This window comes from Burkholderia sp. BCC1972 (genome assembly GCF_905339605.1).
In the GTDB taxonomy this organism is placed as follows: domain Bacteria; phylum Pseudomonadota; class Gammaproteobacteria; order Burkholderiales; family Burkholderiaceae; genus Burkholderia.
On record NZ_CAJPGH010000021.1, the window covers coordinates 22,387 to 48,740 of the forward strand.

The following is a 26,354-nucleotide window of genomic DNA, read 5'->3' on the forward strand; positions in this document are numbered from 1 at the left end:
ACGACAAAGAAGACGCGAAGGAAGACGGGACAGTGAGGTTGGCCAGGCTGCTTAGATCGCTTTACGTGCAGGTCCTGCTCGCGATGATGCTCGGCGTGACCGTCGGTCACGCGTGGCCGGCGGCAGGCGCCATGCTCAAGCCCCTGAGCGATGCGTTCGTCGGGCTCGTGCGGATGACCATCGCGCCCATCGTCTTTTGCACGATCGTATCGGGCATCACGTCGCTGGCGAGCGGGCAGGCAATCGGCCGGACGATCGTCCGGGCGCTGGCACTCTTCTACCTGCTGACCGCCGTCGCGCTCGCGATCGGACTCGTCACTGCGTTCGTGCTGCAACCCGGCGCCGGCATGCACATCGACGTGCACCATCTCGATTCGAGCATCATCGCCCGGTATGTGAAGCATGCGCAGCCGCCCGGGCTCGTGACCTTCGCGCTGAGCGTGATCCCCGATACGATGCTCGGCGCGTTCGAGAAAGGCGAGGTGCTGCCGGTGCTGCTGCTGTCGCTGCTGTTCGGCTTCTCGCTGAACGCACATCCGCGAGCCGGCCGGCCCGTTCTTGCGCTGATCGACGGTATCGGCCAGGTCGTCTTTCGCGTGCTCGCGATGATCATGCGGCTCGCGCCGCTCGGCGCATTCGGCGCGATGGCTTTCACGGTGGGCCGCTTCGGGATCGGCTCGGTCGGCTCGCTTGCGAAGCTGATGTTGTCCTTCTACGTGGCATGCGCGCTGTTCGTCGCGCTGGTGCTCGCACCGCTCGCGCGGCTGCACGGCTTCGCGCTGTGGCGGCTCTTGCGCTACATGCGCGAGGAGTTGCTGATCGTCCTGGCGACGTCCTCCACGGAGCCCGTTCTGCCGCGCCTGATCGTCAAGCTGGAGGCGCTCGGTTGCGACAAGGGCGTCGTGGGGCTCGTGCTGCCGGCAGGCTACTCCTTCAATCTGGACGGTACGGCGATCTACCTGACGCTCGCGGCGCTGTTCATCGCGCAGGCGTGCGACGTGCCGCTCTCCGCGTCGCAGATCGCGGTGATGCTCGCGATCATGCTGCTCACGTCGAAGGGCGCGGCCGGCGTGTCCGGCAGCGGACTGGTTGCGCTGGTCGCCACGCTCGTCGTCATGCCCGACCTGCCCGTCGCCGGCGTGGCGCTGCTGGTCGGCATCGACCGCTTCCTGTCCGAGGCACGCGCGCTGACGAGCGTGATCAGCAATGCCTGCGCGGTGATCTTCGTTTCGTTGTGGGAAGGTGCGTGCGATCGTGCGCGTCTTGCGCAGAAGCTCGCCGCAGCCGGGCCGGTATCGCGGGACGGGGCCGATGCAGACGGTTCCGCCGGCGATGCCGACGGTGACGGGAAGGCTGTCTGACGCAAGCCTTCCCGCCGATCGACGCTCAATGAGCGGAAACGGAATCCAGTCCGGTCGATTTCACGTCGGCCTGCACGTCGGGCGACGCGAGATAGTCGAGCAGCGCCTTCGCTTCCTGCGGATGCTGCGCGCCGACGGGGATGCCGGCGGCGAAGCGCGTGACCGACTGCAGCGGTTCGGGAATCTTGCCGACGAAGGTCGCCCCCTTGACGGGCAGCAGCTCGCTGACCTGCTGGAAGCCGATTTCGTAGTCGCCGTTCGCGACGACCGACGCCACCGGAATCCGCGGAATCATCTTCGCCTTCGACTTCACCTGATCCTCGATGCCGAGCTTCTTGAACAGCTCGCGCTCGATATAGACACCGCTCGCGCTATCCGAGTAGGCGATCGACTTCGCGTGCAGCAGCACCTGCTTGAGGCCTTCGGCGGTGCTGATGTCGGGCTTGGCCGCGCCGTCGCGCACGACCATGCCGATGCGCGAATCGGCCAGCTCGACGCGCGAGCCGGGGATGACCTTGCCTTGCTTGATCAGGTCGTCCAGCGCGTAGCCGACCATGATGACGGCGTCGGCGGGCTCGCCGCGCGCGAGGCGGTTCGGAATCGCCTCGGGCGACTTGCCCATCGAAGGGCCGAGCGCGGTCGCGAGCGAATTGCCCGTCGTCGACGTGAACCGGGGGCCGAGCACCTTGTAGGCGGCGGTGAAACCGCCCGAGCTCATCACGTGCAGTTCGGCGGCCTGTACGTTGGCCGCCACCGCCGCAGTGGCGACGAGCGCGGTCGCGCAGCATTTCAGGAGCAGATTTCTCATGGTCGTGGTCATGCGGATGCGTGGGTGGGAGTGAACGTTCCGGATGGGCCTGGCATCAATGCGCCGGCGTCAGCGTCGTTGCGTGGCGACGATAGAGGGCAAACGTCGCGAGCAGCGCGCACACCGCGGCGAAACTCATCCAGTAGCCCGGTGCGGCCTTGTCGCCCGTCATGTGGATGAGCCCGGTCGAGATGGCCGGCGTGAAGCCGCCGAACACGGCCGTCGCGAGGCTGTAGGCGAGCGAGAAGCCCGCGACACGCACCTGTACCGGCATCACTTCCGTCAGCGCGACGACCATCGCACCGTTGTAGATCCCGTACATGAACGAGAGCCACAGGAGGACGATCAGCATGTTCGCGAACGACGGCGCGTGAGCGAGGAACGAGAGCGCCGGGTAGGCGGTCAGGACGGTGAGCACCGTCATGCCGACCAGCAGCGGCCGGCGGCCGATCCGGTCGGACAATGCGCCGCCGATCGGCAGCCACACGAAGTTCGACACGCCGACGCAGAGCGTCACGAGCAGGCTGTCGGCGGTGCTCAGATGCAGCACCGACTTGCCGAAGGTCGGCGCGTAGACCGTGATCAGGTAAAAGCTCGTGGTGGTCATCGCGACCAGCATCATGCCCGCGATCACGACGCCCCAGTTCTGGACCAGCGTACCGAACACTTCCTTCATGCCCGGACGATGCTTGCGCGCCTTGAACTCCTGGGTTTCCTCGAGGTTGCGGCGCAGCATGAAAATGAACGGCACGATCATGCAGCCGACGAAGAACGGCACGCGCCATCCCCAGGCGGCGATCTGCGAGGCGCTCAGCCACTGATTGAGCGCGAAGCCGAGGGCCGCCGCGATGACGATCGCCACCTGCTGGCTGGCCGACTGCCAGCTCGTGAAGAAGCCCTTGCGGCCGGGCGTCGCCAGCTCGGCCAGATAGACCGACACGCCGCCCAGTTCCGCGCCCGCGGAGAAGCCCTGCAGCAGCCGGCCGATCAGCACGAGCACGGGTGCGAGCAGCCCGATCGTCGCGTAGCCCGGCACGAACGCGATCAGGATGGTGCCGCTCGCCATGATCGACAGCGTGACGATCAGGCCCTTGCGGCGGCCGACCTCGTCGATGTACGCGCCCAGCACGATCGCGCCGAGCGGCCGCATCAGGAAGCCGGCGCCGAACACGGCGAACGTCATCATCAACGATGCGAACTCGCTTTGCGCGGGGAAGAAGACGTTGGCGATCTGCGTGGCGTAGAAGCCGAACAGAAAGAAGTCGAACTGCTCGAGAAAATTGCCGGCCGTGACGCGAAAGATCGCGGCGGCCTTCGAGCGTTCGGCCGGAAGGCTGGACGAGGGGTGCATCTGGGTGTCTCCTGAAAATCCTGGAATACGCGGGTGGGGCTGGTCGATTGTCGTTTTCCGGCATGTTCCCTCGATGCCGGCCAAACGATAAGTGCAATTTTTGGAAGAATTGATGTTTATTCGTTATCAATCGGCGCGCCGGAGGCGCGCGGTGCCGGTTTCCGGTCCTGGCTCCTGGCTCCTGGCGGCAGAGCACCCTCCGTGCAGGGCGTGGCCGCCTGCGCGCTGTGCCGTAGTCGGGGATGCGCCCCGTTTGTGGCGCGCCGGGTCGCCCCGGCACGCCTGCGTTTTCGACGTGCCCGATCGACCGCTCGAGAACGGTCCGGGCCTGCGCGGCTCATCGCCCGCGCACGCCCCGATTCTTTCGTCGAAATCCGCGGATCAGGTGCCCAGCCGGAAAACCGACACCGCGGCCCTCAGCCGCGCCGCCTGTTCATCCAGCGACGAAGCGGCCGCGGCAGCCTGCTCGACGAGCGCGGCATTCTGCTGGACGACCTCGTCCATTTGCGACACGGCCTTGCTGACCTGCTCGATACCGGTGCTTTGCTCGGCGGAGGCCGCCGAGATCTCGCCCATGATCCCGGCAACCTGGTCGATCGACCGGACGATCTCCGTCATGCGCGTCCCCGCAGCCGCGACGAGCCGACTGCCGCTGCCCACCCGCTCGACCGACGCCTCGATCAGTCCCTTGATATCCTTTGCCGCCGCGGCGCTGCGCTGGGCAAGCGAGCGCACTTCCGAGGCCACGACCGCGAACCCGCGCCCTTGCTCGCCGGCTCGCGCCGCTTCGACGGCCGCATTGAGCGCAAGGATGTTCGTCTGGAACGCGATGCTTTCGATCACGACGGTGATGTCGGCGATGCGCGTCGACTCGTCCGAAATCTGCCGCATCGTTTCCACGACCTCCTGCACGGCGCCGCCGCCGAGCTCGGTCGCCGCCTTGGCACGGGTCACGAGCGCATTCGCATGATGCGCATGCTCGGCATTCTGTTTGACCGTCGAAGTGATCTGTTCCATGCTGGCGGCCGTTTCCTGCAGCGACGCCGCCTGCTCCTCCGTGCGCTGCGACAGGTCCAGGTTGCCTTGCGCGATCTCCCCGGTGCCGACCGCGATCGAATGGCTCGCGGCCTGGATCTCGGCGATCGTGTCGGTCAGCCGCGCCTTCATGTCGCGCAGCGCCACGAGCAAGCTTCCCGGCGCGGCCTTCGCCGCATCGAACTCGACGTCCAGCTCGCCGGCCGAGATGCGGGCCGCAATGCCCGTCGCATGGGCAGGCTCGCCGCCCAGCGTGCGCATGACGCTGCGCAGCACACCCCACGCGATCGCCCCCAGCACCGCGGAGATGGCAAGCGCAATGGCACCCAGTATCAACGCGAGCCGCGTGAAAGCCGCATTGATGTCGTCGTAGAAAAAGCCCGTGCCGATCCACCAGTCCCAGTCGGGAATGGCGACCACCCCCTGGAGTTTCGGCTCCAGGTCCGCTTCGGGACTGCGCTTGATCAGTACGTCGACGAGCGCGAAATGGGCCTGTGCCATCCCCGCGCGGTATGCCTCGCTATCGGTCATGCCGAGGGTCGTGCGGTTTCCCTTGGCCCGCGTGCCGATGAACTTCGCGTTCGGATGCACCAGATTGACGCCATCGGATGTCGTGACCCAGTAGTAGCTGCGCGTATCCGCGTTGAGCGCCGACAACGCGGCTTTCGCCTGCTGCTGGGCCTGCTCCCGGGTCAGCGCGCCGCTCGCCTGCAATGCGCGGTAGGAATTGACCAGATGTTCGGCTTTCGTCAGCAGGATGACGATCTCTTCGCGACGGCTGTCGATCAGCGCATCGCGCAACGTATGCAGCGACAGCGCGGCAAGCAACACGATGCCGGTCAGCGCGGCGGCGACGAGCATCATCAGTTTCGTGGACAATTTCATGCAGGGGGACTCGCGACGTTAACCATTTGGTACAGATATCGGCCGAGGCGGCCTCATCTTGAATGGCATCCCGTTGGTAATTACCCTCGATGCGGGCGCACACGTTTGCGCCCCTGCGGGCGCCGTCGCATGCGCCAGCCGGTTGCCGCGCCGGCCTCGATTTTTGGTTAACCATGCCGTTAACTCGGATTTGACCCGCGCCGGAGCAATGTCTGCCGGCTTCCCACACGAGCGCGAGCATGGCCGCATTCACTTCGATCGAGAAAATTGCCGACTGGGCCGGACGCAACCATCTTGCCGTCGGCGCGTTGGGCACACTGATGTCGCTCGCCGCGCTCGCGATCAGTGCGGCGACACTGTGGGCCGCCCGGAGCGAAGTCGTCGAGCATGCGCATGAGACGTCGCGCAACGTCGCGGCCGTGCTCGCGAGCCAGATCGGGAAGACGGTCGAAACGTCGAACAACGCGCTGGTGGCGCTGGCTGCCGACCTCGGCAAGCCCGCCGTGCAGCGCATGGACGCCGGGTTGCGGCACGACCTGCTGTTCGAGCGCACCGCGGCCCAGTATCTCACCGGCATGGGCGTGACCGACGAGCGCGGCCAGTTGATCGACGGATGCTGCGGCACGACCCATCGCTGGGACTTCAGCGATCGCGACTACTTCAAGGTCCATCGCGACGCGGACAACGTCGGCCTCTACGTGTCCGGGGCGTATCGCGCACGTTCGCGCGGCGGCAAGGAATCCATCGCGCTGTCGCGCCGCATCGAGCGGCCGGATCATACGTTCAACGGGATCGCGGTCGTCGCCATCGATCTCGCCTATTTCGAGCACCTCCTGTCCCGCCTCGATGTCGGCCCGAACGGCGTCAGCGCGATTGTGCGCGCGGACGGCACGATCCTCGCGAGAAACCCGTCGTTGAACGACGGCCAGATGAACCACCTGCGGCGCTCGAAATCCTTCGAAAGGATGGTGAACAGCGAATCGGGCTTCTATCCCGCGCGCTCGAGCATCGACGGGATCCTGCGGCTGTATACCTACCAGCGGATCCCGGGCACGCCGCTGATCGCCGTCGTCGCGCCGGCCGAGCACGACGTGCTGGCGGGCATTACACGCCTGTCGTGGACGGTCGGCGTATCGGCTACCGTGATCAGCACGCTGTTCTGCGCGGTGGTCTGGCTGCTTGCGTTTGCGCTGCGGGACAACCAGCGCAAGCAGACGCTGCTGATGGACCTCACGCGGACCGATCCGCTGACGGGCCTGCGCAACCGCCGCGCGCTCGATATCGCGCTGGCCGACGAATGGGAACGGCTGCAACGGGGCAGCCACGGCAGCCTGTCGATCCTGTTCATCGATGCCGACCACTTCAAGCAGTACAACGACCTGCACGGCCACGCCAAGGGCGACACGGCGCTGCGCTTTCTCGCCGAATGCATCCGCGCGCACACGCGGCGGCGCGGCGACCTCGCCGCGCGCTACGGCGGCGAGGAGTTCGTCGCAGTGTTGCCCGATACGGACGAAGCCGGTGCCGCGCGGGTTGCCGAGGCGATCCGCCGCGAAGTCGAGCGCAACCGGCTCGACGGGTTTGCGGAAACCGTGCCGCCCTTCACCGTCAGCATCGGCTGCACGACCGGCCATCGTGCACGCCCCGCATCCGTGCACGCGCTGTCGCATCAGGCGGACATGGCGCTTTATCGGGCGAAGCGCGAAGGCAGAAACCGGGTGTGCTGCTCGGAACCGGAGCCGCTCGCCCGCTCGGCATGACGCACGCGGATCGCAGCCAGATTATTTTTGCCGGCAGGTTGCACGCAAACGATTGCCCCTGGCCGCTGCCCTAAATTGTTCATTCACCGTTCCGATAATAAGGAAAACTATTTGATACCAACGAACGGAATATCCCCATGAATGATCGACGGTTAACGGTTCGCACGAAGCTGATCATGGCTTTCGGACTTCTTACGTGCATGGTCGTGCTCGTCTCCCTCCTCGGCATCGTGTCGCTCGGCAATGCGAACGCGGCATTCGAGAATTATGTCAACGGCACCAACGCCCGCGCGACCCTGGTGGACCGCGTTCGCGTCGCGGTCGACCGGCGCGCGATCGCCGCCCGCAACCAGGTCCTGGCGACCGGTTCACGCGATGCGGACATCGAGAAGGAAGCGGCACTGCAGGCCGACCGCGAAGTCGGCGCGCTGCTCGGCGAACTGACGAATGCGGTCCGAGAGGGAAGCGGTGCGTCCGACAAGTCTCGCGAGCTGGTTCGGCAAATCGGGGCAGTCGAGGCGCAGTACGGCCCCGTGGCGCGCGCCATCGTCGATGCGGCGGCGAACAACCGGCGCGATCAGGCAGTCACGATGATCAACGAACAGTGCCGGCCGCTGCTGGCGCAGCTTGTCGCGGCCACCGACGCGTATGCAAAGTACTCGCGCACGATGGCCGACCAGTTGGTGAAGGAATCGGACGACCGTTATACCTCGCGACGACTGATGCTGATCGCCATCTGCATCGCCGCCGCCGCAGCGGCCGCGATCTCGGGTCTGTTCATCACCCGCGACCTGCTGCGCGCGCTGGGCACGGAGCCTGCCGCGCTCAGCGACATCGCGCGTCGTATCGCCGCCGGCGATCTCGGCACCGAATCCACGGCCGGCGCCGCGCCGGTCGGCAGCGTCCTGGCTTCCATGCGGGAAATGCAGGCCAACCTGGTCCGCCTGATCTCGGAAATGCGTACGGCATCGGGCAACGTCGCGACGGGGGCCGCCGAGATCGCGTCCGGCAACCAGGATCTGTCGTCCCGCACGGAGCAGCAGGCCGCGTCGCTGCAGGAAACGGCGTCGAGCATGGAGCAATTGACATCCACCGTGCGCCTGAACGCCGACAATGCGCAGCAGGCGAGCGGGCTGGCCGACAACGCATCGGAGGTCGCCCAGCGCGGCAGCGCGGCGGTCGGGCTGATGGTCGACACGATGACGGACATCAGCACCAACTCCACCAAGATCGGCGAGATCACCGCGATCATCGAAGGCATCGCATTCCAGACCAACATCCTCGCACTCAACGCCGCCGTGGAGGCCGCCCGTGCCGGCGAGCAAGGCCGTGGCTTCGCGGTGGTGGCCAGCGAAGTCAGAAGTCTCGCGCAGCGTTCGTCGAACGCCGCGAAGGAAATTCGCGAACTAATCTCGCAATCGGTCCGGAAAATCCAGGACGGCTCGCATATCGCGAACAACGCAGGCGATACGATGAGCCAGGTCACGCACGCGATCTCCCGCGTGACCGACATCATGGGCGAGATCGCCGCCGCGTCGAACGAGCAGAGCCGCGGCATCGAGCAGGTCAACCTGGCCATCACGCAAATGGATGAAGTCACCCAGCAGAACGCGGCGCTCGTCGAACAGGCCGCCGCCGCATCGAAATCGCTCGAAGAACAGGGAAGCCGGCTTGCCGAGGCCGTCTCGCTGTTCCGGCTCGACGCGCGCCCGGCCGGCGCGTAGCGATTCGACTCGCGGCCAGGGTTGCGCGACGGGCGCATCGAACCGGCGCCCGTCATGTTCAGTATCGGAAATTAACCAGATAGTGGGAATTTTCGCGCGCCAACGATGACGCGAAACAATTCCGTAACGGCCGCGTAACGATCGTTCACCACAATCCTCCATCTTCAACCCTCAGGATGGAGTCTTGCATGTTTGCGTCACGAAGCCGTTTCCCGCTGCACGTCGCGGCATTGACGAGTGCGATCGTACTGGCTGCCTGCGGCGGCGGCGACGACGTCGCGTCGACCGGCACGATCGCCGCGGCCGTTCCGGCGCCGCCCGCCGACCCCGGCTTCGTCGACAGCGCGCCGATCCCGAGCGCGCCCGCGTTCGTCGACAACGTCGCAACCAACCAGCGCGGCGACGCGCGCTATGCGACGCTGTCGACCAATGCCGCGGTGCGCGTGACGAGCCGCTTCCTCGATCTCTGGCAGCCGGCGACGATGCTCGTCGACGCGGGCGTGACTGCGTCGGCCAACGGCGCGTTCCCGGCCGTCTCGCCATCGCCCTGCTCCGGACTGCCGAACAGCGGCGTTTCGTGCGGCACGATCGTGAACGACGCGGTGCTGTCGGCCAACGTGCAGTACGTGGTCAACGCGACGACCGCCCGTACGCCGCAGCAGGCCGATGCCGCGTACTACGACGACCGGCGCGGCAAGGGATACAGCGTGACCGACGGCATGGGCCCGCTCACCGCCGCCTGGCGCACCGCGGCCCAGCAGACGACCAGCATCACCAGCGTGCCCGCCGACGCCACGACCGTGCTGTACAACGACGCCGGCAACAACGTCGGCGTCGGCAGCAGCAGCGGCAACGCCAGCTTCGGGAAAGTCGTCGACCTGCTCAACGAAATGGGCAACAACGCGTCGACCGAGCCGACCAAGCGCTTCTACAAATACGCGCGCCCGTACCGCTGGAGCACGAGCGTGGTCGTCGCGCCGACGCTCGTGCCGGCCGAAAGCACGACGCCAGCGACCGACGGCGGGTTCATCAGCGGCCACACGGCCGAAGCGGTGCGCGATGCGACGACGATGGCGTGGCTCGTGCCGGAACGCTTCCAGGAAATGGTCAGCCGCGGCCTCGAGCTCGGCGAGAACCGGATCCTCGCCGGCATGCACTCGCCGCTCGACGTGATCGGCGGCCGCATGCTCGCGCTGGCCGTCAGCGCGGCGAACCTGACCGCCTACGCCGGCGACGCGCAGGCCGCCTACGCCCAGGCCCATCAGGCGCTGCAGCAACTGACGGGCACGAGCGCCACGACGTTCGCCGCGTTCGCGCACACCGGCACGACGGCCACCGACCGGTTCGCCGACTATGCGACGAACAAGGCGGCGTTCCTGCGCCGCATGACGTTCGGCTTCGGCGCGATCGAATCGACCAACGCGCCGCCGGTCGTGCCGAAGGGCGCGGAAATCCTGCTGCAGACGCGCTTCCCGTACCTGAGCGCCGACCAGCGGCGCGTCGTGCTGAAGACGACCGAACTGCCGTCCGGCTATCCGGTCATGGACGACGCCGAAGGCTGGGGGCGCCTGAACCTGTTCGCGGCGGCCGACGGCTACGGCGCATTCAACGGCAACGTGATCGTGTCGATGGATGCATCGCAGGGCGGCCTGAATGCGGCCGACCTGTGGCGCAACGATGTCGCGGGCGCCGGCAAGCTGACGCTGCAGGGCACCGGCACGCTGACGCTGGCAGGCAACAACACCTACACGGGCGGCACGCAGGTGAGCGGCGGCACGCTGGCGGCGGCATCGACGACGGCGTTCGGTACAGGCGACGTGTACATCGGCTCGGGCGGCAGCATGCGGATCGCGGCCGGCGCGCCCGTGACGATCGCGGCCCGCTACACGCAGCTCGACAACACGACGCTCGAACTCGACATCGACGGCAACGGCGGCGGACGCCTGCGCGTGGGCGGCCCGCTCACCGTTGCGGGCGGCACGCTGCACGTGAAGTTCGTGAACGGCTACACGCCGAAAGCCGGCGACACGATCGCGCTGATCGACGGCGCGGCAGCATCGGCCAAGTTCTCGACGGTGACGGTCGACGGGTTCAAGGCCACGCCCGTCTATACCGCGACGGGCGTGTCGATCACGCTGTCGGCAGCGTAACCGGCACCGAAGATCGATCCTGCAACGGCGCCCACGGGCGAGACCGCGTACCGAAGCGCCGTTGCAGCTCGATGATCGTGGGCAGGTTGAAGTCGTGGACGTCCGGCGCGGCGGCGCCCTGCCGCCGGCTGACCTCGACGCAGAGTTCCAGCGCCCGCGCGCGCGTCTCGGCGAGCAGCCTCAGCGCCTCGCCCAGCAACCCCTTCTCCAGTTCCGACAGCGGGCCGTCGTGGCCGGTTTCGCCGATCGCCGGCTCGCTCATGCGGGTTTTCATCGCGGGTTCTCCTTCGCTGTCCGATTGCGCGCGCGGCCGCACGCCGCCTTGCGCGTCACATGATCGCGCCGCGCTGCCACGGCACGAATTCGCGTTCGCCGATGCCGTTGTCCTCGCTTCGGGATTTTCGTCCGGATGCGACGTCGAGCATCAGCCGGAACAACCGCGCGCCCGCTTCATCGACCGTGAGCGAACCGGCGACGATCCCGCCGCTGTCGAAATCCATGTCCGATTGCATCCGCTCGAACAGGCCGCTCGTCGTCGCGATCTTGATCGTCGGCACCGGCTTCGAGCCGAACACCGAGCCGCGGCCCGTCGTGAAGCACACGAGATTCGCGCCGCCGGCGATCTGCCCGGTCGCCGACACCGGGTCGTACCCGGGCGTATCCATGAACACGAGCCCCGGCTGCCCCACCGGCTCCGCATAGTCGTAGACCGCGCGCAGCGTCGAGCGGCCGCCCTTCGATACCGCGCCGAGCGACTTCTCCAGAATCGTGGTGATGCCGCCGGCGATATTGCCCGGAGACGGGTTGTTGTTCATTTCGCCGCCGTTGTCGGCGACGTAGCGCTCCCACCACCTCAACCTGCCGAGCAGGCGCTCGGCCACGTCGCGCGAGGCCGCCCGCGCGATCAGCAGATGTTCGGCGCCGTAGATCTCCGGGGTCTCCGACAGAATCGCCGTGCCGCCGTTGCGGACCAGCAGGTCGACGGCCGCACCGAGCGCCGGATTCGCGGTGATGCCCGAGTAGCCGTCGGACCCGCCGCATTGCAGGCCGACCGTCAGCCGCGATGCCGGCACGGCACTGCGCCGCGCGCCGTCGGCCATCTCCAGCAACTCGCGCACGATCGATACTCCCTTGGCCACGGTGTCGCGCACGCCGCCCTCGTCCTGGATCACCAGCGTGCGCACGGTGCCGGGCGCTGCCGCGTCGAGCCGTTGCGCGAGCGTGCCGACCTGGTTGACCTCGCAACCGAGGCCGACGAGCAGCACGCCGGCGAAATTCGGGTTGCGTGCATAGCCGACGAGCGTGCGCCGCAGCAGTTCGATCGCGTCGCCGGTCGTCGACATGCCGCAGCCGCTCTGATGAGTGATCGCGACGACGCCGTCGACATAACCAAACGCATCGAGCGCGCCGTGCCGGTATGCATCGGCGATGGCATGACAGACGCTCGCCGAACAGTTGACGCTCGCGATCACGCCGATGTAGTTGCGGGTCCCCACGCGGCCGTCGGGCCGCACGAATCCGTCGAAGGAATCGCTGCGATCCGTGCGTTCGTCGCTCGCGCCGCCGGCCGGCCCGCCGTCGTGCGCGTGCCGCTCGGGCATCCCGACGTTGTGCACGTGAACGTGCTCGCCCGCGGCGATGTCGCGCAGCGCGATGCCGATCGGCTGGCCGCATTTGACGATCGCGTCGCCGCGCGCGATCGGCGCCGTGGCGATCTTGTGGCCTGCCGGCACCGCGGCCGCCAGCCGCAATGGCGCGCCGTGCACGTCCATCGGCACGTCGGGCGCCAGCGCGTCGAGTGCGACGGCGACATTGTCGTCGCCGTGAAGAATCACGATTGCCGGTTGCGTCACGATGCACCTCTTCCTGTCGTTGCGACGACCGCCGGTTCACCGGCCGCCGGATCATAGCGGGCGACAAGTTGCCGCAACCGCGGTTGTTCGGCCGGCAGCGCCAGCGAATCCGCGAGCGCGAGCAACGGCTCTATCCGCCGCGCGACCTTCTCGCGATGGTTGACCGCGATATCGGCGATGCGATGCGCTAGAAACGGATTGAGAAAGCGTTCGCGCACGCTGTCGACGTAGCGTTCGGCCGTCTCGCGCAAGCCCAGTGCCACGAATACCGGCGCGACTTCATCGCACCATACCGCTTCGAGACCGTCGCGCAGCCGCGCATCGTTCATCGCGTCCAGCACCGTCTCCGATGCGGCGCGCCCCGCCCCGAGCCACTGCTCGGCGAGCCAGCTGTGCCCGAGGTTGAGGAAGAACAGCTTCAGGCGCTCGTGGCTGCGCAAATCGTCGGTAACGACGATCTGCGCGTGCCGGCACGGCAGCGTCATGCCGGCACGCCGTTCGACCGCCCATAGCGCGTAGGGCTCCGCGATCGCGCCGACCGGGTGAAGCGGCTCGGACACGATGCGGTCGACGAGCGAATTGACCCACACGCACCGGTTGCGCAGATAGTCGGCGAACGTGTCGGGCAGCCGCCACCGGCACGCGAGATCCAGCACGATCTCGCGCAGCGTGTCGCCGTTGTTCGTCACCAGTTCGCACGGCAGGATGGACACGCCATCGTCGGGCCGTGCCTGCCAGCGCGCATGGAGCAGCACGAGCAGCTTCGCCGGAAAGCCGCGCGGTACCTGCCCCGGCTGATCCGGCAGGCCCGCGGTGTCGTGCGGATCGACGCGATAGCCTGCGTCGCCGGTGTTGGACACGATGACGCGCGCCGTCTCGATCGCGGCACGGCGGATCTCGGCCCAGTCGCGCTCGGCATCCCACGCGCGATGCACGGCGCGGCACTCGATGACTTCGTCGACGACGATGCCGCCGTCGCGCCCGCGGATCCGGACCGGATAGCGGCCGGATGCGCGCAGCGCGTCGATTCGGGCGCGACTGGCCGGGTTTCCCGTCGTCTGGACGATGCCGATACCGCCGACCGCGTGGCCTTCGTCCAGTGCCTGGGAAACGAACAGGTCGACGTGCGCCAGCAGGAAGCGGCTCGTGCCGAACTGCAGGATCGGCGGCGTCATCGCGTGCGCTCCGCGTGCCGGATTCGATCGATCAGCATTCGACGAGCGCCTTCACGACGGTCTGCCCCGCATCGAGCAAACGCGGCAGCGCATCCGGCACCTCGTCGAGCCGCATCCGGTGCGTATTCAGCGCGCGGTCCGGAATGCGCCCCGCGCGCATTGCGTCGAGCACCGTCGCGAAATCCTCGGCCGTGGCATTGCGGCTCGCGAGCAGCGTGGTTTCCCGCTTGTGGAATTCGGGATCCGAAAACGCGACGTGCCCGCGCACGATCGAGATCAACGTGTACTTGCCGCCGTGCGCGACGAACTCGAAGCCGCGATTCATCGCATCGAGGTTGCCCGTCGCGTCGAACACCGCATCGAAGTACTCGCCGTTCGTCAACGCCGCGAGACGCGCCGCGTCGTCCGCGCCCACCTCCACTGTCGCATCGACCGCCAGATGCTGCCGGCAGAACGCCAGGCGATCCACGCGCGTGTCGAGGCAGGTAACGTCGGCGCCGCGCAGCTTCGCGAAGATCATCGCGGCCATCCCGATCGGCCCGGCGCCGACGACCAGCGCCCGCTGCCCGGCGCGGATGTCCGCGCGCCGCACCGCATGCGCGCCGATCGCGAGAAATTCCAGCATCGCGGCCTGGTCGAGCGAAATGCCGTCGGCCTTGTGCACGAACCGTGCGGGCACGCTGAGGTATTCGGCCAGCGCGCCGTCGCGATGCACGCCGAGCACCTTGATGTTCACGCAGCAGTTCGTGTTGCCGTGACGGCATGCGACACAGTGTCCGCACGACAGGTACGGCATCACGTACACCGCGTCGCCGGCGCCGAGCCCCGACTCGGGTTCCGCCTCGACGACGACCGCGGAAAGCTCGTGGCCCATCACGCGCGGATATTCGAGGTACGGCTGGTTGCCGGTGAAGATGTGCAGGTCGGTGCCGCAGATGCCGACGCGCTGCACGCGCAACAGCACTTCGCCGCTGCCGCGCACGGGCAGTTCGCGATGCTGCACGCGCAGCACGCCGGGGGATTCGCAAATCACGCTGAGCATGTCGGGTTCCTTTCGTTCTGGTTCATTCGTCGTGGCGTGCGGTGTCGATCCGGTAGAAGCGGCGCGCGTTGCCGCCGAAAAGGTCGGCCAGCGCCGCGGAGCCGAGCAACTGCGCGCAATCGTCCTCGCACGCGGCCAGCCATTCGCCGTAGCCGCCGCATGCCGACGCCAGACGCAGCACCGGCCAGTCGCTGCCCCACATCAGGCGCGCCGGCCCGAACAGCTCGGCCAGCGCGTGGACATAGGGCCGCGTGCGCGCTCGCACGGCATCCGGGCCCGCCGACGGCCCGGCCTCCGTCCAGAGGCCGGACAGTTTGCAATGAAGGTTCGGCAGGCTCGCGAGCCGGCTCATCGACGACAGCCACGGCTGCAATTCGCCGCGCTCGATGAACGGCTTCGCACCGTGGTCGATCACGATCGGCAGATCCGGATGGCGTCGCGCGAATGCAAGCAGCGCATCGAGATGGCGCGGCATCACCAGTGCATCGAAACGCAGCCCGTGCTCGAGCATCGCAGCGACCGCACGATCCAGCCGCGCGTCGTCGATCCACGCATCGTCGGGCAGATCCTGCAGCATCGGTCGCAAGCCGCGCGCCTTCGGCGCAGACGCAAACGCCGCGATTCGCGCCGGCGCGTCGTCGGCCTTCAGGTCGACCCAGCCGACCACCGCGCCGACGGTCGGCGTTTCAGCCGCGAGATCGAGCAGAAAGCGCGTGTCGGCTTCGCTCGGCAGCGACTGCACGATGACGGTGGTATCGATGCGCGCGGCGTCTAGCAACGGCGCCAGATCGGCGGGGCCGAAATCCCGGTGAATCGCATCGAGTTCGGCCGGCGGCCAGCAGCCGGCCCGCGCGGCGATTCGCCAGTAGTGCTGATGGGCGTCGATGCGCGGCGTCATGCGCGCGCTCCCGGAACCGGCGCGTGCGCATCGATCAGACCTTCGTCGCGCAGCGCATCCCATAGCCCGGCCGGCGCGGGCCGCTCGAACCATGCGATGTTCTGCTGCAACTGGGCCACGCTGCGCGCGCCGATCACGCACGACACGACGGCCGGATGGCCGAACGGGAACTGCAACGCAGCGGCCGGCAGCGGCACGTCGAAGCGGTTGCACAGCGCACCGAGCCGTGCCGCCTTGTCGATCACGTCGGCGCTTGCGTCCGCATAGTTGAACTTGCCGTTGCCGGCGAGCAGGCCGGAGTTGAACACGCCGCCGATCACGACAGCCGTCCCTTCACGGGTACACGCGTCGAGCAGCGGTTCGAGCGCTGCCTGTTCGAGCAGCGTATAGCGGCCGGCCAGCAGCACCGCATCGAGCGCCGCTTCATTCAGCGCATCGGCCGCGACTTCCCATTCGTTCACACCGAGACCGAACGCGCCGATCTCGCCGCCCGAGCGCAGCGCATCCAGCGCGCGAAACCCGCCGCCGCGCGTCAACTGTTCCCAGTAATGGGCGTGACGATCGCCATGCGTCATCGCGCCGATGTCGTGCACGTACAGCATGTCGATCCGCGCGAGCCCGAGCCGTTGCCGGCTGTCGTCGTGCGAACGCATGATGCCGTCGTAGCTGTAGTCGTAGACGGGCCGGAACGGCAGCGGCTCGGCCCAGCCGTCGTCACCCGGACGCACGCTCGCGTCTGCACGCATCAGCCGCCCGACCTTCGTGCTGAGCGTGAAGGCGCGGCGCTCGCGCGAGGCGAGCCCCGCCCCCACGCGCCGCTCGGACAACGTGTAGCCGTAATAGGGCGCGGTGTCGAAATAGCGCAGGCCGGCGGCCCACGCGGCGTCGACGAGCGACGCGGCATCGGCGGCCGCCATCGGGCGATAAAGGCCGCCGAGCTGAGAGCAGCCGAGACCGAGCGCGGACACCGTCAGCCCGCTGCGCGGCAATGTGCGCGTATCGTTTGCGTTCATGAGTCGTGGCTGGATGCTGAAAAAAGGCACGGCCGCCGGTCGCCGCCCGCGCGCGGGCGGCAGGCTCGGCCGCTCAGTACAGGACGTTCTTCGCCGCCTCCGAATCGAGGTTCTGCTTGTCGACCATCACGACGCCGGTATCGATCAGCTTCGGTGCGGGCTTGCGCTCGATGACGTTAAGCGCCGTACGCACGCCCTGGTTCCCCATCTGCCACGAGCCCTGGACGGCGATCGCCTGCACGGTGCCGTCGCGCACGAAACCCTGCAGGTCCTCGTTGCCGTCGAAACCGATCGCCACCACCTTGCCCGCCTTGCCCGACTGCTTCAGCGCGCGCCCCATCCCCACCGCGGTCGGCTCGTTCGCACCGAAGATCGCCTTCAGGTCCGGGTTCGCCGACAGCACGTCGGTCGTCTGGTTCAGCGCGGTCGCCATTTGCGATTGCGAGTAGTACGGGCCGACGACCTGCAGCTTCGAATGACTCGCGATGTACTTGCGGAACCCGCCGACGCGGCTGACCTCGGACCCTGCGCCCGGCACGTACGACATGATCGCGATCTTGCCGGACTGCCCGACGCGGTCGATCAGCGCCTTTGCGCACAACTCACCCGCCTTCTCGTTGTCGGTCGACAGGAACGACTGGTAATACGGCTTGCCGGCATCCGAGATGGCCGAGTCGATCAGCACGACGGGAATGTGCGCTTCCCACGCCTTCTTGATCGCGGGGACAAGCGCATCGGGATCGGACGGCGCGAGCACGATGCCCGCCACATGACGCGTGACTGCGTTGTCGACCATGTTGACCTGGCCGCTGATGTCCGACTCGGCCGCCGGCCCCTGGAACGTCATCGTGTAGCCCTTGGCGCCGTCGAGCGCGGCCTTCGCGCCTTTCTGCACGTTCTGCCAGTAGTTCGAATTGACCGTCTTGACGATCACGGCGATCTCGCCGCCCGCCGCATACGCGCCGCTGCTGCAGGCCGCGAACAGGCACGCCGAGGCCGCCAGCAGGATGGATTTGTTCATGTCTCGCTCCGCTTCTCGTTGGTAGGGACTGCTTCGTGCCGGTCAGGGCCGGCGATTGCGCAACTGGTCGATCCAGACCGTGCCCAGGATCACGACGCCGATGATGATCTGCTGGATGAAGCTCGACACGCCGTTCATGTTCAGGCCGTTGCGCAGCACGCCGATCACGAATGCGCCGATCGCCGTGCCCGAAATCGTCCCGACGCCGCCCATCAGCGACGTGCCGCCGATGACCGAGCTGGCGATCGCGTCGAGTTCGTACATGACGCCTTCGTTCGGCTGCCCGGTGACGAGCCGCGACATCAGCACGCAGCCGGTCACGCCCGCGAGCGCGCCGGACAGCACGTAGGTGAACAGCTTCACGCCCTGGACGTTCACGCCCGACAGCCGGGCGGCTTCCGCGTTCGACCCGACCGCGTAGATATGGCGGCCGAGCGACGTTCTCGACAGCAGCACGGACACCACGACGAACAGCACGACCATGATCACGACCGGATACGGGATGCCGGGAAAGGTCGTGTCGGGGAACCCGTCCGCGCCGATGCGCGAGATCCGAAGCAGCGCGCCGTTGCCGAGCGCGCCGAACGCGTCGCCGAGATCCGATACTGGCCGGGCGCCCGTGATCTGCAGCGCGATGCCGCGCGCGACGAGCATCATGCCCAGCGTCGCGATGAACGGCGGCAGGCCCATCTGCGTCACGCAGATACCGTTGACGAGCCCGCACAGCGCGCCGACCAGGATGCCGGCCGCCATCGCGGCAGGCACCGGCACGCCCGCCTTGACCAGCAGCGCGGCGCACACGCCGGCCAGCGCGAGCACCGAGCCGACCGACAGGTCGATGCCGCCCGTGATGATCACGCAGGTCGCGGCCACGCCCAGATAGGCGATCGACGTGACCTGCAGGCCGACGGTCATCAGGTTGTCGACCGAGAAAAACGCCGCGCTCGATATCGAGAACGCGAACACGAGCACGACGAGACTGCCCAGCGCCGCGAACTTCTGGATCAGGTCGCGCCGGCGCTGTCGCGCCGCCCGCTCGTCGGCCTGGCTGCGATCGGATGTCATTTCAAGCATGGGAACGCCCCGACGCGTAATGCATGATCTCCTCCTGACTGGTGTGTTGGGTGTCGAGAAATGCGGTCAAGCGACCTTCGTGAAAAACAGCGATCCGGTCAGTCATGCCGAGCAGTTCCGGCAGTTCCGAACTGATCAGCACCACGCCGACGCCGTCGGCGGCGAGCCGGTCCATCAGCCCGTAGATCGCGAATTTCGCGCCGACGTCGATCCCGCGCGTCGGCTCGTCGAAGAACAGGATCTTCGAGCCGCGATAGAGCCATTTGCCGATGACGACCTTCTGCTGGTTGCCGCCGGACAGGTTGCGCACGCGCTGGTGCACGGACGGCGTGCGGATCGCGAGGTCCTGCACGTAGCGGCGCGCCACGTCGAGCTCGTCGTCGAAGCGCAGGAATCCGAAGCGCGACGCGATGCCGCGCACGTTCGCAAGCGTGAGGTTCGCCGCGACGGGCATCGGCAGCGCGAGCCCCTCCTTCTTGCGGTCTTCCGACAGATACGCGATGCCGTGCCGGATCGCCTCGCGCGGCGAACGGATCGTCACGGGCCGGCCGTGCAGCGCGATCGTGCCGCCGTCGGGGCGATCCGCGCCGAAGATCGCGCGTGCGATCTCGGTGCGGCCGGCGCCCATCAATCCTGCGAAACCGAGGATCTCGCCGCGGCGCAGCGCGAACGACACCGGCCCGAACACGCCGTCGCGGCGCAGTTCCCGCACGTCGAGCAGCACGTCGTCCGTCGGCACCGATTGCCGCGACGGGTACGCGTCGTCGAGCGTCCGACCGACCATGCGCGCGACGATGTCGTCGATGCTCACGTCGGCGAAATCGTCCGTCGAGATGTGGCGCCCGTCGCGCAGCACCGTCACGCGATCGACGATCTGCGCCATTTCGTCGAGCCGGTGCGAGATGTACAGGATCGCCACGCCGTCGGCGCGCAGTTCCTCGATGATGCGAAACAGCTGCACCGTTTCGGCTTCCGTCAGCGACGACGTGGGCTCGTCCATGATCAGCACGCGCGCGTCGTGCGACAGCGCCTTCGCGATCTCGACCATCTGCTGCTGCGCGATGGACAGCACGCCGACCTTCGTCGTCGGCGCGACATTCAGGCCGATTCGCGCGATGCAGCGCGCCGCATCCGCGTTCATGCGTTTTGTATCGACGAACGGCCCGCGCCTCGGCTCGCGCGCGAGGAACAGGTTCTCTGCCACGCTCAGGTGCGGGACGAGATTGAGTTCCTGGTGAATGATCGCGATGCCCGCCGCCTGCGCTTCGGAGGCCGAACGAAACTGCACCGGCGCGCCGCGATAGTGGACGGCACCCTCGTCGGGCAGGTACTGGCCGCTGATGATCTTCATCAGCGTGGACTTTCCCGCGCCGTTTTCGCCGCACACCGCATGCACCTCGCCGCGGCGCAGGTCGAGGCGAATCCCGTCGAGCGCGAGGACGCCCGGGAAACGCTTGCGAATCCCTTCCAGGCGCAGGATCTCCCGGTCCGCTTCGTCCTGCGCGGTCTCACCAGGCAGATTGCGAGGCATTGCCATTGCGTCTCCTTTGGGGCGGATCGACCTCGGCTTCGCTTGGTCAGTCCAATTTGGATGAATTACAGCAATCAAACCAATTTTGGTCAAGCCAATTTAACTATTCACATCCGATCTTACCAATAGTGAAAACCCGGACATCCGGACGAACCCGCCGCCGCAAGGGGCGATGTGATGGGCGTGATAGACTCCGCGACACGCGCTTGCGCCCAAAGCGCATTGATCCCTATCAATCGGATGAAATCGACAGAACCCAAGCGGCTTTACCAATCGGTCGCGGCCCAGATCGTCGCGTTGATTCGTCAGGGCGAATTCGCGATCGGCGAGCGCCTGCCGCCCGAGCGCGAGCTGGCGCTGACGCTCGGCGTATCGCGCCCGTCGCTGCGCGAGGCGCTGATCGCGCTCGAAATCGGCGGGCAGATCGAAATCCGGATGGGTTCGGGTGTCTATGTGCGCGACACGGCGGCCGACGACGTCGGCACGATGGTCACGCTCGGCGACAGTCCGTCGGAATTGATGCAGGCCCGCGCGGCCGTCGAAGGCAGCGTGGCCGCGCTGGCCGCCGCTCGGATGACGGCCGCGATGCTCGACCGCCTGCGCCGCACCGTTCAGCGCATGAAGCGGCTCGCGGAGGCCGGCAAGTCCCCCGTCGAAGCCGACCGGCAGTTCCACATGCTGATCGCGGAAGCCGCCGGCAATTCGGTGCTCACGCGCTTCGTCGGCGAGCTGTTCGACAGCCGCCACGATCCGATCGCGACCGCGATGCGCGGCCACGCGGAAAATCCTCAGACCTGGACCGCCGCCGTGCGCGAGCACGAGGACGTGCTGCTCGCGCTGCAGGCCGGCGACCCGATCGCGGCCCAGACGGCCATCCGCGCGCATCTTCGCGCGTCCGAAGCGCGCTGGATCGAGGGCGGGCTGAAAGCCGATCCCGATCCGGATTGACCGCGCACGGGTCCCGGCAACGCGCTATTCAGCGCCTTGCAACGCTGCCCGTTCGCTGGCCCTACGGCGCGGCGGCAGCGTGCGCGGCACCAGGCGCGTCACCAGCACCGAGCCGACCACCAGCAGCCCCGCGGCCACCGCGAGCCCGGCATACGGCGCGCCGGTACGCGCGAACAGGACGCCGACCAGCCACGAACTGAACGCGCCGCCGAGCGAACCCAGCATGCTGATCACCGCGATGCCCGCCGCTGCCGCCCGGCCCGTCAGTTGGGCTGCCGGAATCGTCCAGAAAACGATCGGCACGGTGAACGCGCACAGCTGCGCGATCGCCAGCAAGGTCACGGTGATCCACACATGGCCGACCGAGAAGCGCAGGAGCAGCAGACTGCACGCGGTGACGAGCATGCAGACCACGGTATGCCACCGGCGCTCGCCGTATTGGTCGGAACTCCATGCGATCGCCACGTTGCCGATCATCGTGAATACGGAAATCAGTCCGGACAACCAACCGATTCCGGTGACGCTCGCCACCCCGGCCGATTTCAGCACCGTGGGCGACCAGAACGTCACCGTACCCATCCCGACGTAGACGCAGAAATAGATCGCCGCAAGCCCGAGCACGCGACCGTTGCGAACGATGTCGAGCACGCCGACCCGGCCATGGCCGACCACGGCCGAGGCCCGCTCCGCGTCCAGATCGCGCAAGAGCGCCTGCCGGTCCGCAGGCGACAGCCATGCCGCCTGTTCCGGCCGGTCGCTCAGCATCAGCGGCGCGACCAGCCCGAGCGCGATGGCCGGCAATCCCTCGATCAGAAACAGCCACTGCCATCCGCGTAACCCCATCGCGTCCTGCAGGTGCGCCATGATCCAGCCGGACAATGGTCCGCCGATCATCCCGGCGACGGGAACGGCGAGCAGCAGCACGCTGTTGACCCGGGCGCGCACCGTATCCGGAAACCAGTACGACAGGTACAGGATCAGGCCCGGAAAGAAGCCGGCCTCGGCGGCGCCGAGCAGAAAGCGCACCACGTACAGTGACACGCTGCCGGTCACGAACATCTGCGCCACCGTGCAAAGGCCCCACAGCACCATGATTCGCATCAGCGTGCGGCGCGCGCCGATGCGCGCCAGCACGAGATTGCTCGGCACCTCGAATGCGGCGTAACTGATGAAGAAGATGGCCGTCGCGGAGCCGAATACGGCTTCGCTCAAGCCGAGGTCCTGCAGGAACTGCAGCTTGGCGAACCCGATGTTGACGCGGTCGATGAAGTTGACGACGTAGCAGAGGAACAGAAACGGAATCACGCGCAGCGCGATCCGACGATACAACAAGGCAGGGGGTGACTCGGACATGGACCGCTCCCGGTATGTGGACATGCGTCACGAGCAAGCGAGGCGTTGCGAGGTAATTATACAAATCCCGTATTTCGGGATTTATTGGTAGTTAACACGAGAGAAGCCGCCGGGCGCCGTCCAGGCCATTCCGTCGATCTAAATTCGTCAGAATTGTAAGATAATTATGAAATTCCTTGATCGCTCGGACGACTATGCCCTCATCGCAAGGTATCTCGCGACACCCTATGTATACCCCACCTCAAAAATAAATATAATCCCTTATAATGAGATTTATAAAAACATGCCGCCAACGACGGTCGTGTGTCGATATCGCCCGGTACCCCCGAATTTCTTTCGGTTCGGTTACGCACCGTCGCCTTTCGCGGCGTGCTCGCTCGACGCGCGCCAACATGGTTTTCGAACGCGTCACCCGGTGTTTTTTTCTGCATATGATCGTCGGCAGCACTGGCCGCGTTGCATGGCGCCTTCGGAAGCCATCCAGCGGGCAGCATGAGCCGGCCTCAGCCGGCATCGAATTTGAGACGGGATGCATTCGCCACGCCATGAACCTGCGCGCTGAAACACTGTGCTTCTCGGATGTGTACCTCCACTCCCAGGCGATCGTGAACTGGTCGCAGCACTACGACCAGATCAGTCCGGGCACCGCGACGACCACGCTGCGCCAGGTCGCCGGCCAGCGTTTTCACGTGTTTCGCGAACGCATCAACCAGCGCGTGATGCAGCACGGCCTCGCGCCGCGCGACCGGCTCTGCTTCGCACTGCCGATCGCCAGTGCGGTCGCGCCCGTGGTCCAGGGGCGCACCGTCGAGCGCCCGAGCCTGCTGACCCTGCGCGGCGGCGAGGAGTTCGTCGCCCACCTGCCGTGCGACACCGAGGTGCTCGCCTTCACGATCGATCGCACGCTCACCGCCGATCGCGAACTGGACGAACTCGCGAACCTGCCCGCCCGCATCCTGAAGCAGCCGGTGCTGCCGATCTCGCCCGCCCGCTACCGCAACGCACTGGACGGCCTCGAACGCGTGCTTGGCCAGGCGCTCGACAGCGGTTCGCTCACCGCGCGCGATGCGTTCGACGAACGCGTGCTCGCACACAGTGTCGTCGGCATCCTGCTCGATCTCGTGCAGTCCGACGACCCGGATGCCGGCGCGCTGCCGTCGGCGTCGACGCAAAGCTACATCGTGCGCCGCAGCCAGGAAATCGCGCTGGAATGCGACGACGTCCCGACGGTCATCGATCTCTGTCACCACCTCCGGATCAGCCGCCGCACGCTGCAATACAGCTTCCAGAACGTGGTCGGCACCACGCCGACCGCCTACCTGCGCTCGATCCGGCTGAACGCCGTGCGCCGCTTCCTGATGACGACGCCCGACACGATGCGGATCGGCGACGCGGCAGCGCAATTCGGCTTTTGCCACTTCGGACGCTTCTCCGCGTACTACCACCAGCATTTCCACGAGTTGCCGTCGCACACCCCGCGCCTGAGCTGAGCCCCCCCGGACGCATGGCGGCGTCGCATCCGGGTAATCCCCTGCCGCCCCCGCGCATGCGGATTGCCGATTACGGACAACGCCCGTTTTTTCGGCACCGTAAATTTTGTCGTCGGCCCTGCTCGCATGCGCGCTGCACCGCATCGAGCGGCCGTCCAAGCGCATACCCGTGTCGTCGACGAAGGTCGGCATCGATTGCCGGCTCGTCAGGATCGGCCGCGGCACGGGGATATCGATCAGGCATGCCGGTGTCGATTCCTGACGGACGATCCGGCCAGCGGAACCACTCATGAACGAATCGTCACCCCGGTCCGAAGCTGGGCTCAGCAAGAACGCCGTCGGACTCTCCCACATCGTTTTCTTCGTCGTCGCCGCGGCGGCGCCGCTCACCGCGATGGTCGGCGCGACGCCCGCGGCATTCTCGCTCGGCAACGGCCCCGGCGTGCCCGGCGTATTCGTGCTGGCGGGCGTCATGTACCTGATCTTCAGCATCGGCTATGCGGCGATGAGCCGGCACATCTCCAATGCGGGCGCGTTCTACGCGTACATCGCGAACGGGCTCGGACGTCCCGCCGGCGTGGGCGGCGCGTTCGTCGCAATCGTCGCGTACAACGCGGTGCAGATCGCGATCTACTGCATGTTCGGCTTCTTCCTGAACGACAGCATCCAGCGGCACTACGGCGTCGACGTGCCGTGGTGGGCGTTCGCGCTCGCGTGCGTCGTCGCGGTCCACTTCTGCGGCGCGCGGCGCATCGAGTTCAGCGGCCGGCTGCTCGGCATGCTGATGATCGGCGAAATCGCGATCGTGATGCTGCTCGATCTCGCGATCGTCGTGCACGGCGCGAGCGCCGGCGGCTTCAGCGCGAAACCGTTCAGCCCCGCGCTGGTGTTCGCGCCCGGGCTCGGCACCGCGCTCGTGTTCGTGCTCGGCTCGTACATGGGCTTCGAGGCCACGGCGATCTTCTCCGAGGAGGCGCGCGACCCGAAGCGCACGATTCCGCGCGCCACGTACCTCGCCGTGATCCTCATCATGGCGTTCTACGCGCTGTCGTCGTGGGCGATCGTCGAGGCCTGGGGCGAAGGCCAGATCGCCGCGCAGGCGGCCCACGATCCGGCCAATCTGTGGTTTGCCGTCAGCGGCCGTCTGCTCGGCGGCATCGCGACGGACGCGATGAACGTGCTGCTCGTCACGAGCCTGTTCGCGGCCATCCTGTCGTTCCACAACACGATCACGCGCTATTTCTACGCGATGGGCCGTGAACGCGTGCTGTGGCGCAAGCTCGGCCATACGTGCCCCGTGCATCGTTGCCCGGACGTCGCCGGCAAGGTGCAGACGCTGATCGCGCTCGCGGCCATCGTCGGGTCGGCCGCGTTCCGCCTCGACCCGTTCGCGGTCGTGTTCTCGTGGATGAGCGCACTGGCCACGATCGGCATCATCGCGGTGCAGATCCTGGTGGCTGCCTCGGTGATCGCGTTCTTCGCGCGCGATCACCGCGACGCCGGCGTCGTGCATCGGCTGATCGCGCCGCTCATCAGCGTGATCGCGCTCGGCGCGTGCCTCGTGCTGGTCGTGCGCAACCTGTCCGTGCTGAGCGGATCGGATTCGACCTTCGTCGCGATGTTTCCGTATTTCCTCGTCGCCGTCGGCGCGCTCGGCATCCGCGCCGCGCTGCGCTTGAAGCGCAGCGACCCCGACCTGTATCGCGAACTCGGGCGCGCCGCCCAGTAGTCGCTGCCCGGAAGGTGCCGCGCCGCACCGTCGTCTCGTTGTTCACGCCCCGCGCATTTCCCGCTGCCGGCGCGACCCGCCATGCGTCGCGCCGGCACGGGTATTCCCTATCCCGATCGTGCGACAACGATTGCCGATAGCGGACAAGGCGCG

The 26,354-nt window shown here is 67.1% G+C and carries 20 protein-coding genes; 7 read left to right on the forward strand and 13 right to left on the reverse strand.

The genetic code is table 11. From position 1 onward, the window contains the following. Positions 1-32: 32 nt before the first annotated feature. Positions 33-1,361 carry a C4-dicarboxylate transporter DctA gene (gene dctA, locus U5798_RS25995; protein ID WP_322083654.1) on the forward strand — a complete coding sequence of 443 codons (1,329 nt, stop codon included), beginning with the start codon at positions 33-35 and terminating at the stop codon, positions 1,359-1,361. A gap of 25 nt (positions 1,362-1,386) precedes the next feature. Here dctA and U5798_RS26000 read toward each other — a convergent pair whose 3' ends face one another. The 3 genes from U5798_RS26000 to U5798_RS26010 form a co-directional block, all read right to left on the reverse strand. After that, positions 1,387-2,169, reverse strand: a complete 783-nt coding sequence (locus U5798_RS26000) for a substrate-binding domain-containing protein (protein WP_124455622.1) — start codon at positions 2,167-2,169, stop codon at positions 1,387-1,389. Positions 2,170-2,224: 55 nt separating this feature from the next. After that, complete coding sequence (locus U5798_RS26005; protein WP_124455623.1) at positions 2,225-3,520, reverse strand: MFS transporter; 1,296 nt, start codon at positions 3,518-3,520, stop codon at positions 2,225-2,227. Positions 3,521-3,901: 381 nt separating this feature from the next. Next, positions 3,902-5,440, reverse strand: coding sequence for a methyl-accepting chemotaxis protein (locus tag U5798_RS26010; RefSeq protein ID WP_322083655.1), 1,539 nt, complete (start codon positions 5,438-5,440; stop codon positions 3,902-3,904). Between the two features lie 239 nt (positions 5,441-5,679). Between U5798_RS26010 and U5798_RS26015 the strand changes: the two genes are divergently transcribed. From U5798_RS26015 to U5798_RS26025, 3 genes are all read left to right on the forward strand, one after another. Next, positions 5,680-7,200 (forward strand): GGDEF domain-containing protein, encoded by a 1,521-nt coding sequence (locus U5798_RS26015; RefSeq protein ID WP_322083656.1) that lies wholly within the window; start codon positions 5,680-5,682, stop codon positions 7,198-7,200. Between the two features lie 137 nt (positions 7,201-7,337). Next, positions 7,338-8,924 (forward strand): methyl-accepting chemotaxis protein, encoded by a 1,587-nt coding sequence (locus tag U5798_RS26020; protein WP_322083657.1) that lies wholly within the window; start codon positions 7,338-7,340, stop codon positions 8,922-8,924. Between the two features lie 188 nt (positions 8,925-9,112). Beyond that, positions 9,113-11,074 carry a phosphatase PAP2 family protein gene (locus U5798_RS26025; RefSeq protein ID WP_322083658.1) on the forward strand — a complete coding sequence of 654 codons (1,962 nt, stop codon included), beginning with the start codon at positions 9,113-9,115 and terminating at the stop codon, positions 11,072-11,074. Here the strand turns inward: U5798_RS26025 and U5798_RS26030 are convergent. The 9 genes from U5798_RS26030 to U5798_RS26070 all read right to left on the reverse strand — a co-directional run bounded on the left by U5798_RS26030 (position 11,055) and on the right by U5798_RS26070 (position 20,687). Continuing rightward, on the reverse strand, positions 11,055-11,348 hold the full coding sequence (locus U5798_RS26030) for a hypothetical protein (protein WP_124455628.1): 294 nt from the start codon (positions 11,346-11,348) through the stop codon (positions 11,055-11,057). The genes U5798_RS26025 and U5798_RS26030 overlap by 20 nt on opposite strands. 55 nt (positions 11,349-11,403) lie before the next feature. Further along, the gene (locus tag U5798_RS26035; RefSeq protein WP_322083659.1) at positions 11,404-12,927 is read right to left on the reverse strand and encodes an altronate dehydratase family protein; all 1,524 of its coding nucleotides are present in this window, start codon (positions 12,925-12,927) and stop codon (positions 11,404-11,406) included. Continuing rightward, positions 12,924-14,102: a mannitol dehydrogenase family protein gene (locus tag U5798_RS26040; protein WP_322083660.1), complete on the reverse strand. Its 1,179-nt coding sequence runs from the start codon at positions 14,100-14,102 to the stop codon at positions 12,924-12,926. Before U5798_RS26040 ends, U5798_RS26035 begins: the two co-directional genes overlap by 4 nt. A gap of 31 nt (positions 14,103-14,133) precedes the next feature. Next, a complete protein-coding gene (locus U5798_RS26045; RefSeq protein ID WP_322083661.1) occupies positions 14,134-15,144 on the reverse strand; it encodes a zinc-binding alcohol dehydrogenase family protein in 1,011 nt (336 codons plus the stop codon). 22 nt (positions 15,145-15,166) lie between these two features. After that, positions 15,167-16,042 carry an amidohydrolase family protein gene (locus U5798_RS26050; protein ID WP_322083662.1) on the reverse strand — a complete coding sequence of 292 codons (876 nt, stop codon included), beginning with the start codon at positions 16,040-16,042 and terminating at the stop codon, positions 15,167-15,169. Further along, positions 16,039-17,055 (reverse strand): aldo/keto reductase, encoded by a 1,017-nt coding sequence (locus U5798_RS26055; protein WP_322083663.1) that lies wholly within the window; start codon positions 17,053-17,055, stop codon positions 16,039-16,041. The genes U5798_RS26050 and U5798_RS26055 overlap by 4 nt, the downstream gene beginning before the upstream one ends. A 73-nt stretch (positions 17,056-17,128) precedes the next feature. Continuing rightward, positions 17,129-18,076: an ABC transporter substrate-binding protein gene (locus U5798_RS26060; protein WP_124455634.1), complete on the reverse strand. Its 948-nt coding sequence runs from the start codon at positions 18,074-18,076 to the stop codon at positions 17,129-17,131. Positions 18,077-18,118: 42 nt separating this feature from the next. Next, the gene (locus U5798_RS26065; protein WP_011549867.1) at positions 18,119-19,150 is read right to left on the reverse strand and encodes an ABC transporter permease; all 1,032 of its coding nucleotides are present in this window, start codon (positions 19,148-19,150) and stop codon (positions 18,119-18,121) included. Next, a complete protein-coding gene (locus U5798_RS26070; protein ID WP_322083664.1) occupies positions 19,143-20,687 on the reverse strand; it encodes a sugar ABC transporter ATP-binding protein in 1,545 nt (514 codons plus the stop codon). Before U5798_RS26070 ends, U5798_RS26065 begins: the two co-directional genes overlap by 8 nt. Positions 20,688-20,921: 234 nt before the next feature. Here U5798_RS26070 and U5798_RS26075 point away from each other — a divergent pair, with 234 nt between their 5' ends. Next, the gene (locus U5798_RS26075) at positions 20,922-21,629 is read left to right on the forward strand and encodes a FadR/GntR family transcriptional regulator (protein ID WP_124455636.1); all 708 of its coding nucleotides are present in this window, start codon (positions 20,922-20,924) and stop codon (positions 21,627-21,629) included. Between the two features lie 24 nt (positions 21,630-21,653). Here the strand turns inward: U5798_RS26075 and U5798_RS26080 are convergent, their stop codons facing one another. Next, positions 21,654-22,982, reverse strand: coding sequence for an MFS transporter (locus U5798_RS26080; protein ID WP_322083665.1), 1,329 nt, complete (start codon positions 22,980-22,982; stop codon positions 21,654-21,656). Between the two features lie 545 nt (positions 22,983-23,527). On the opposite strand from U5798_RS26080, the gene U5798_RS26085 reads away from it, so the two are divergent. Both U5798_RS26085 and U5798_RS26090 read left to right on the forward strand, forming a co-directional pair. Then, positions 23,528-24,472 (forward strand): helix-turn-helix domain-containing protein, encoded by a 945-nt coding sequence (locus tag U5798_RS26085; RefSeq protein WP_322083666.1) that lies wholly within the window; start codon positions 23,528-23,530, stop codon positions 24,470-24,472. A gap of 289 nt (positions 24,473-24,761) precedes the next feature. Further along, the gene (locus tag U5798_RS26090) at positions 24,762-26,201 is read left to right on the forward strand and encodes an APC family permease (protein WP_322083667.1); all 1,440 of its coding nucleotides are present in this window, start codon (positions 24,762-24,764) and stop codon (positions 26,199-26,201) included. Positions 26,202-26,354 lie beyond the last annotated feature (153 nt).

What these genes read in the sequence shown, in the direction of transcription:
- U5798_RS26025 (WP_322083658.1), top strand. Translation starts at nt 9,113, where the DNA reads ATGTTTGCGTCACGAAGCCGTTTCCCGCTGCACGTCGCGGCATTGACG.
- U5798_RS26050 (WP_322083662.1), bottom strand. Translation starts at nt 16,042, where the DNA reads ATGACGCCGCGCATCGACGCCCATCAGCACTACTGGCGAATCGCCGCG.
- U5798_RS26040 (WP_322083660.1), bottom strand. Translation starts at nt 14,102, where the DNA reads ATGACGCCGCCGATCCTGCAGTTCGGCACGAGCCGCTTCCTGCTGGCG.
- U5798_RS26055 (WP_322083663.1), bottom strand. Translation starts at nt 17,055, where the DNA reads ATGAACGCAAACGATACGCGCACATTGCCGCGCAGCGGGCTGACGGTG.
- U5798_RS26005 (WP_124455623.1), bottom strand. Translation starts at nt 3,520, where the DNA reads ATGCACCCCTCGTCCAGCCTTCCGGCCGAACGCTCGAAGGCCGCCGCG.
- U5798_RS26075 (WP_124455636.1), top strand. Translation starts at nt 20,922, where the DNA reads ATGAAATCGACAGAACCCAAGCGGCTTTACCAATCGGTCGCGGCCCAG.
- U5798_RS26060 (WP_124455634.1), bottom strand. Translation starts at nt 18,076, where the DNA reads ATGAACAAATCCATCCTGCTGGCGGCCTCGGCGTGCCTGTTCGCGGCC.
- U5798_RS26085 (WP_322083666.1), top strand. Translation starts at nt 23,528, where the DNA reads ATGAACCTGCGCGCTGAAACACTGTGCTTCTCGGATGTGTACCTCCAC.
- U5798_RS26045 (WP_322083661.1), bottom strand. Translation starts at nt 15,144, where the DNA reads ATGCTCAGCGTGATTTGCGAATCCCCCGGCGTGCTGCGCGTGCAGCAT.
- U5798_RS26090 (WP_322083667.1), top strand. Translation starts at nt 24,762, where the DNA reads ATGAACGAATCGTCACCCCGGTCCGAAGCTGGGCTCAGCAAGAACGCC.
- U5798_RS26030 (WP_124455628.1), bottom strand. Translation starts at nt 11,348, where the DNA reads ATGAAAACCCGCATGAGCGAGCCGGCGATCGGCGAAACCGGCCACGAC.
- U5798_RS26015 (WP_322083656.1), top strand. Translation starts at nt 5,680, where the DNA reads ATGGCCGCATTCACTTCGATCGAGAAAATTGCCGACTGGGCCGGACGC.
- U5798_RS26010 (WP_322083655.1), bottom strand. Translation starts at nt 5,440, where the DNA reads ATGAAATTGTCCACGAAACTGATGATGCTCGTCGCCGCCGCGCTGACC.
- U5798_RS26080 (WP_322083665.1), bottom strand. Translation starts at nt 22,982, where the DNA reads ATGTCCGAGTCACCCCCTGCCTTGTTGTATCGTCGGATCGCGCTGCGC.
- U5798_RS26000 (WP_124455622.1), bottom strand. Translation starts at nt 2,169, where the DNA reads ATGAGAAATCTGCTCCTGAAATGCTGCGCGACCGCGCTCGTCGCCACT.
- U5798_RS26070 (WP_322083664.1), bottom strand. Translation starts at nt 20,687, where the DNA reads ATGGCAATGCCTCGCAATCTGCCTGGTGAGACCGCGCAGGACGAAGCG.
- U5798_RS26020 (WP_322083657.1), top strand. Translation starts at nt 7,338, where the DNA reads ATGAATGATCGACGGTTAACGGTTCGCACGAAGCTGATCATGGCTTTC.
- U5798_RS26065 (WP_011549867.1), bottom strand. Translation starts at nt 19,150, where the DNA reads ATGCTTGAAATGACATCCGATCGCAGCCAGGCCGACGAGCGGGCGGCG.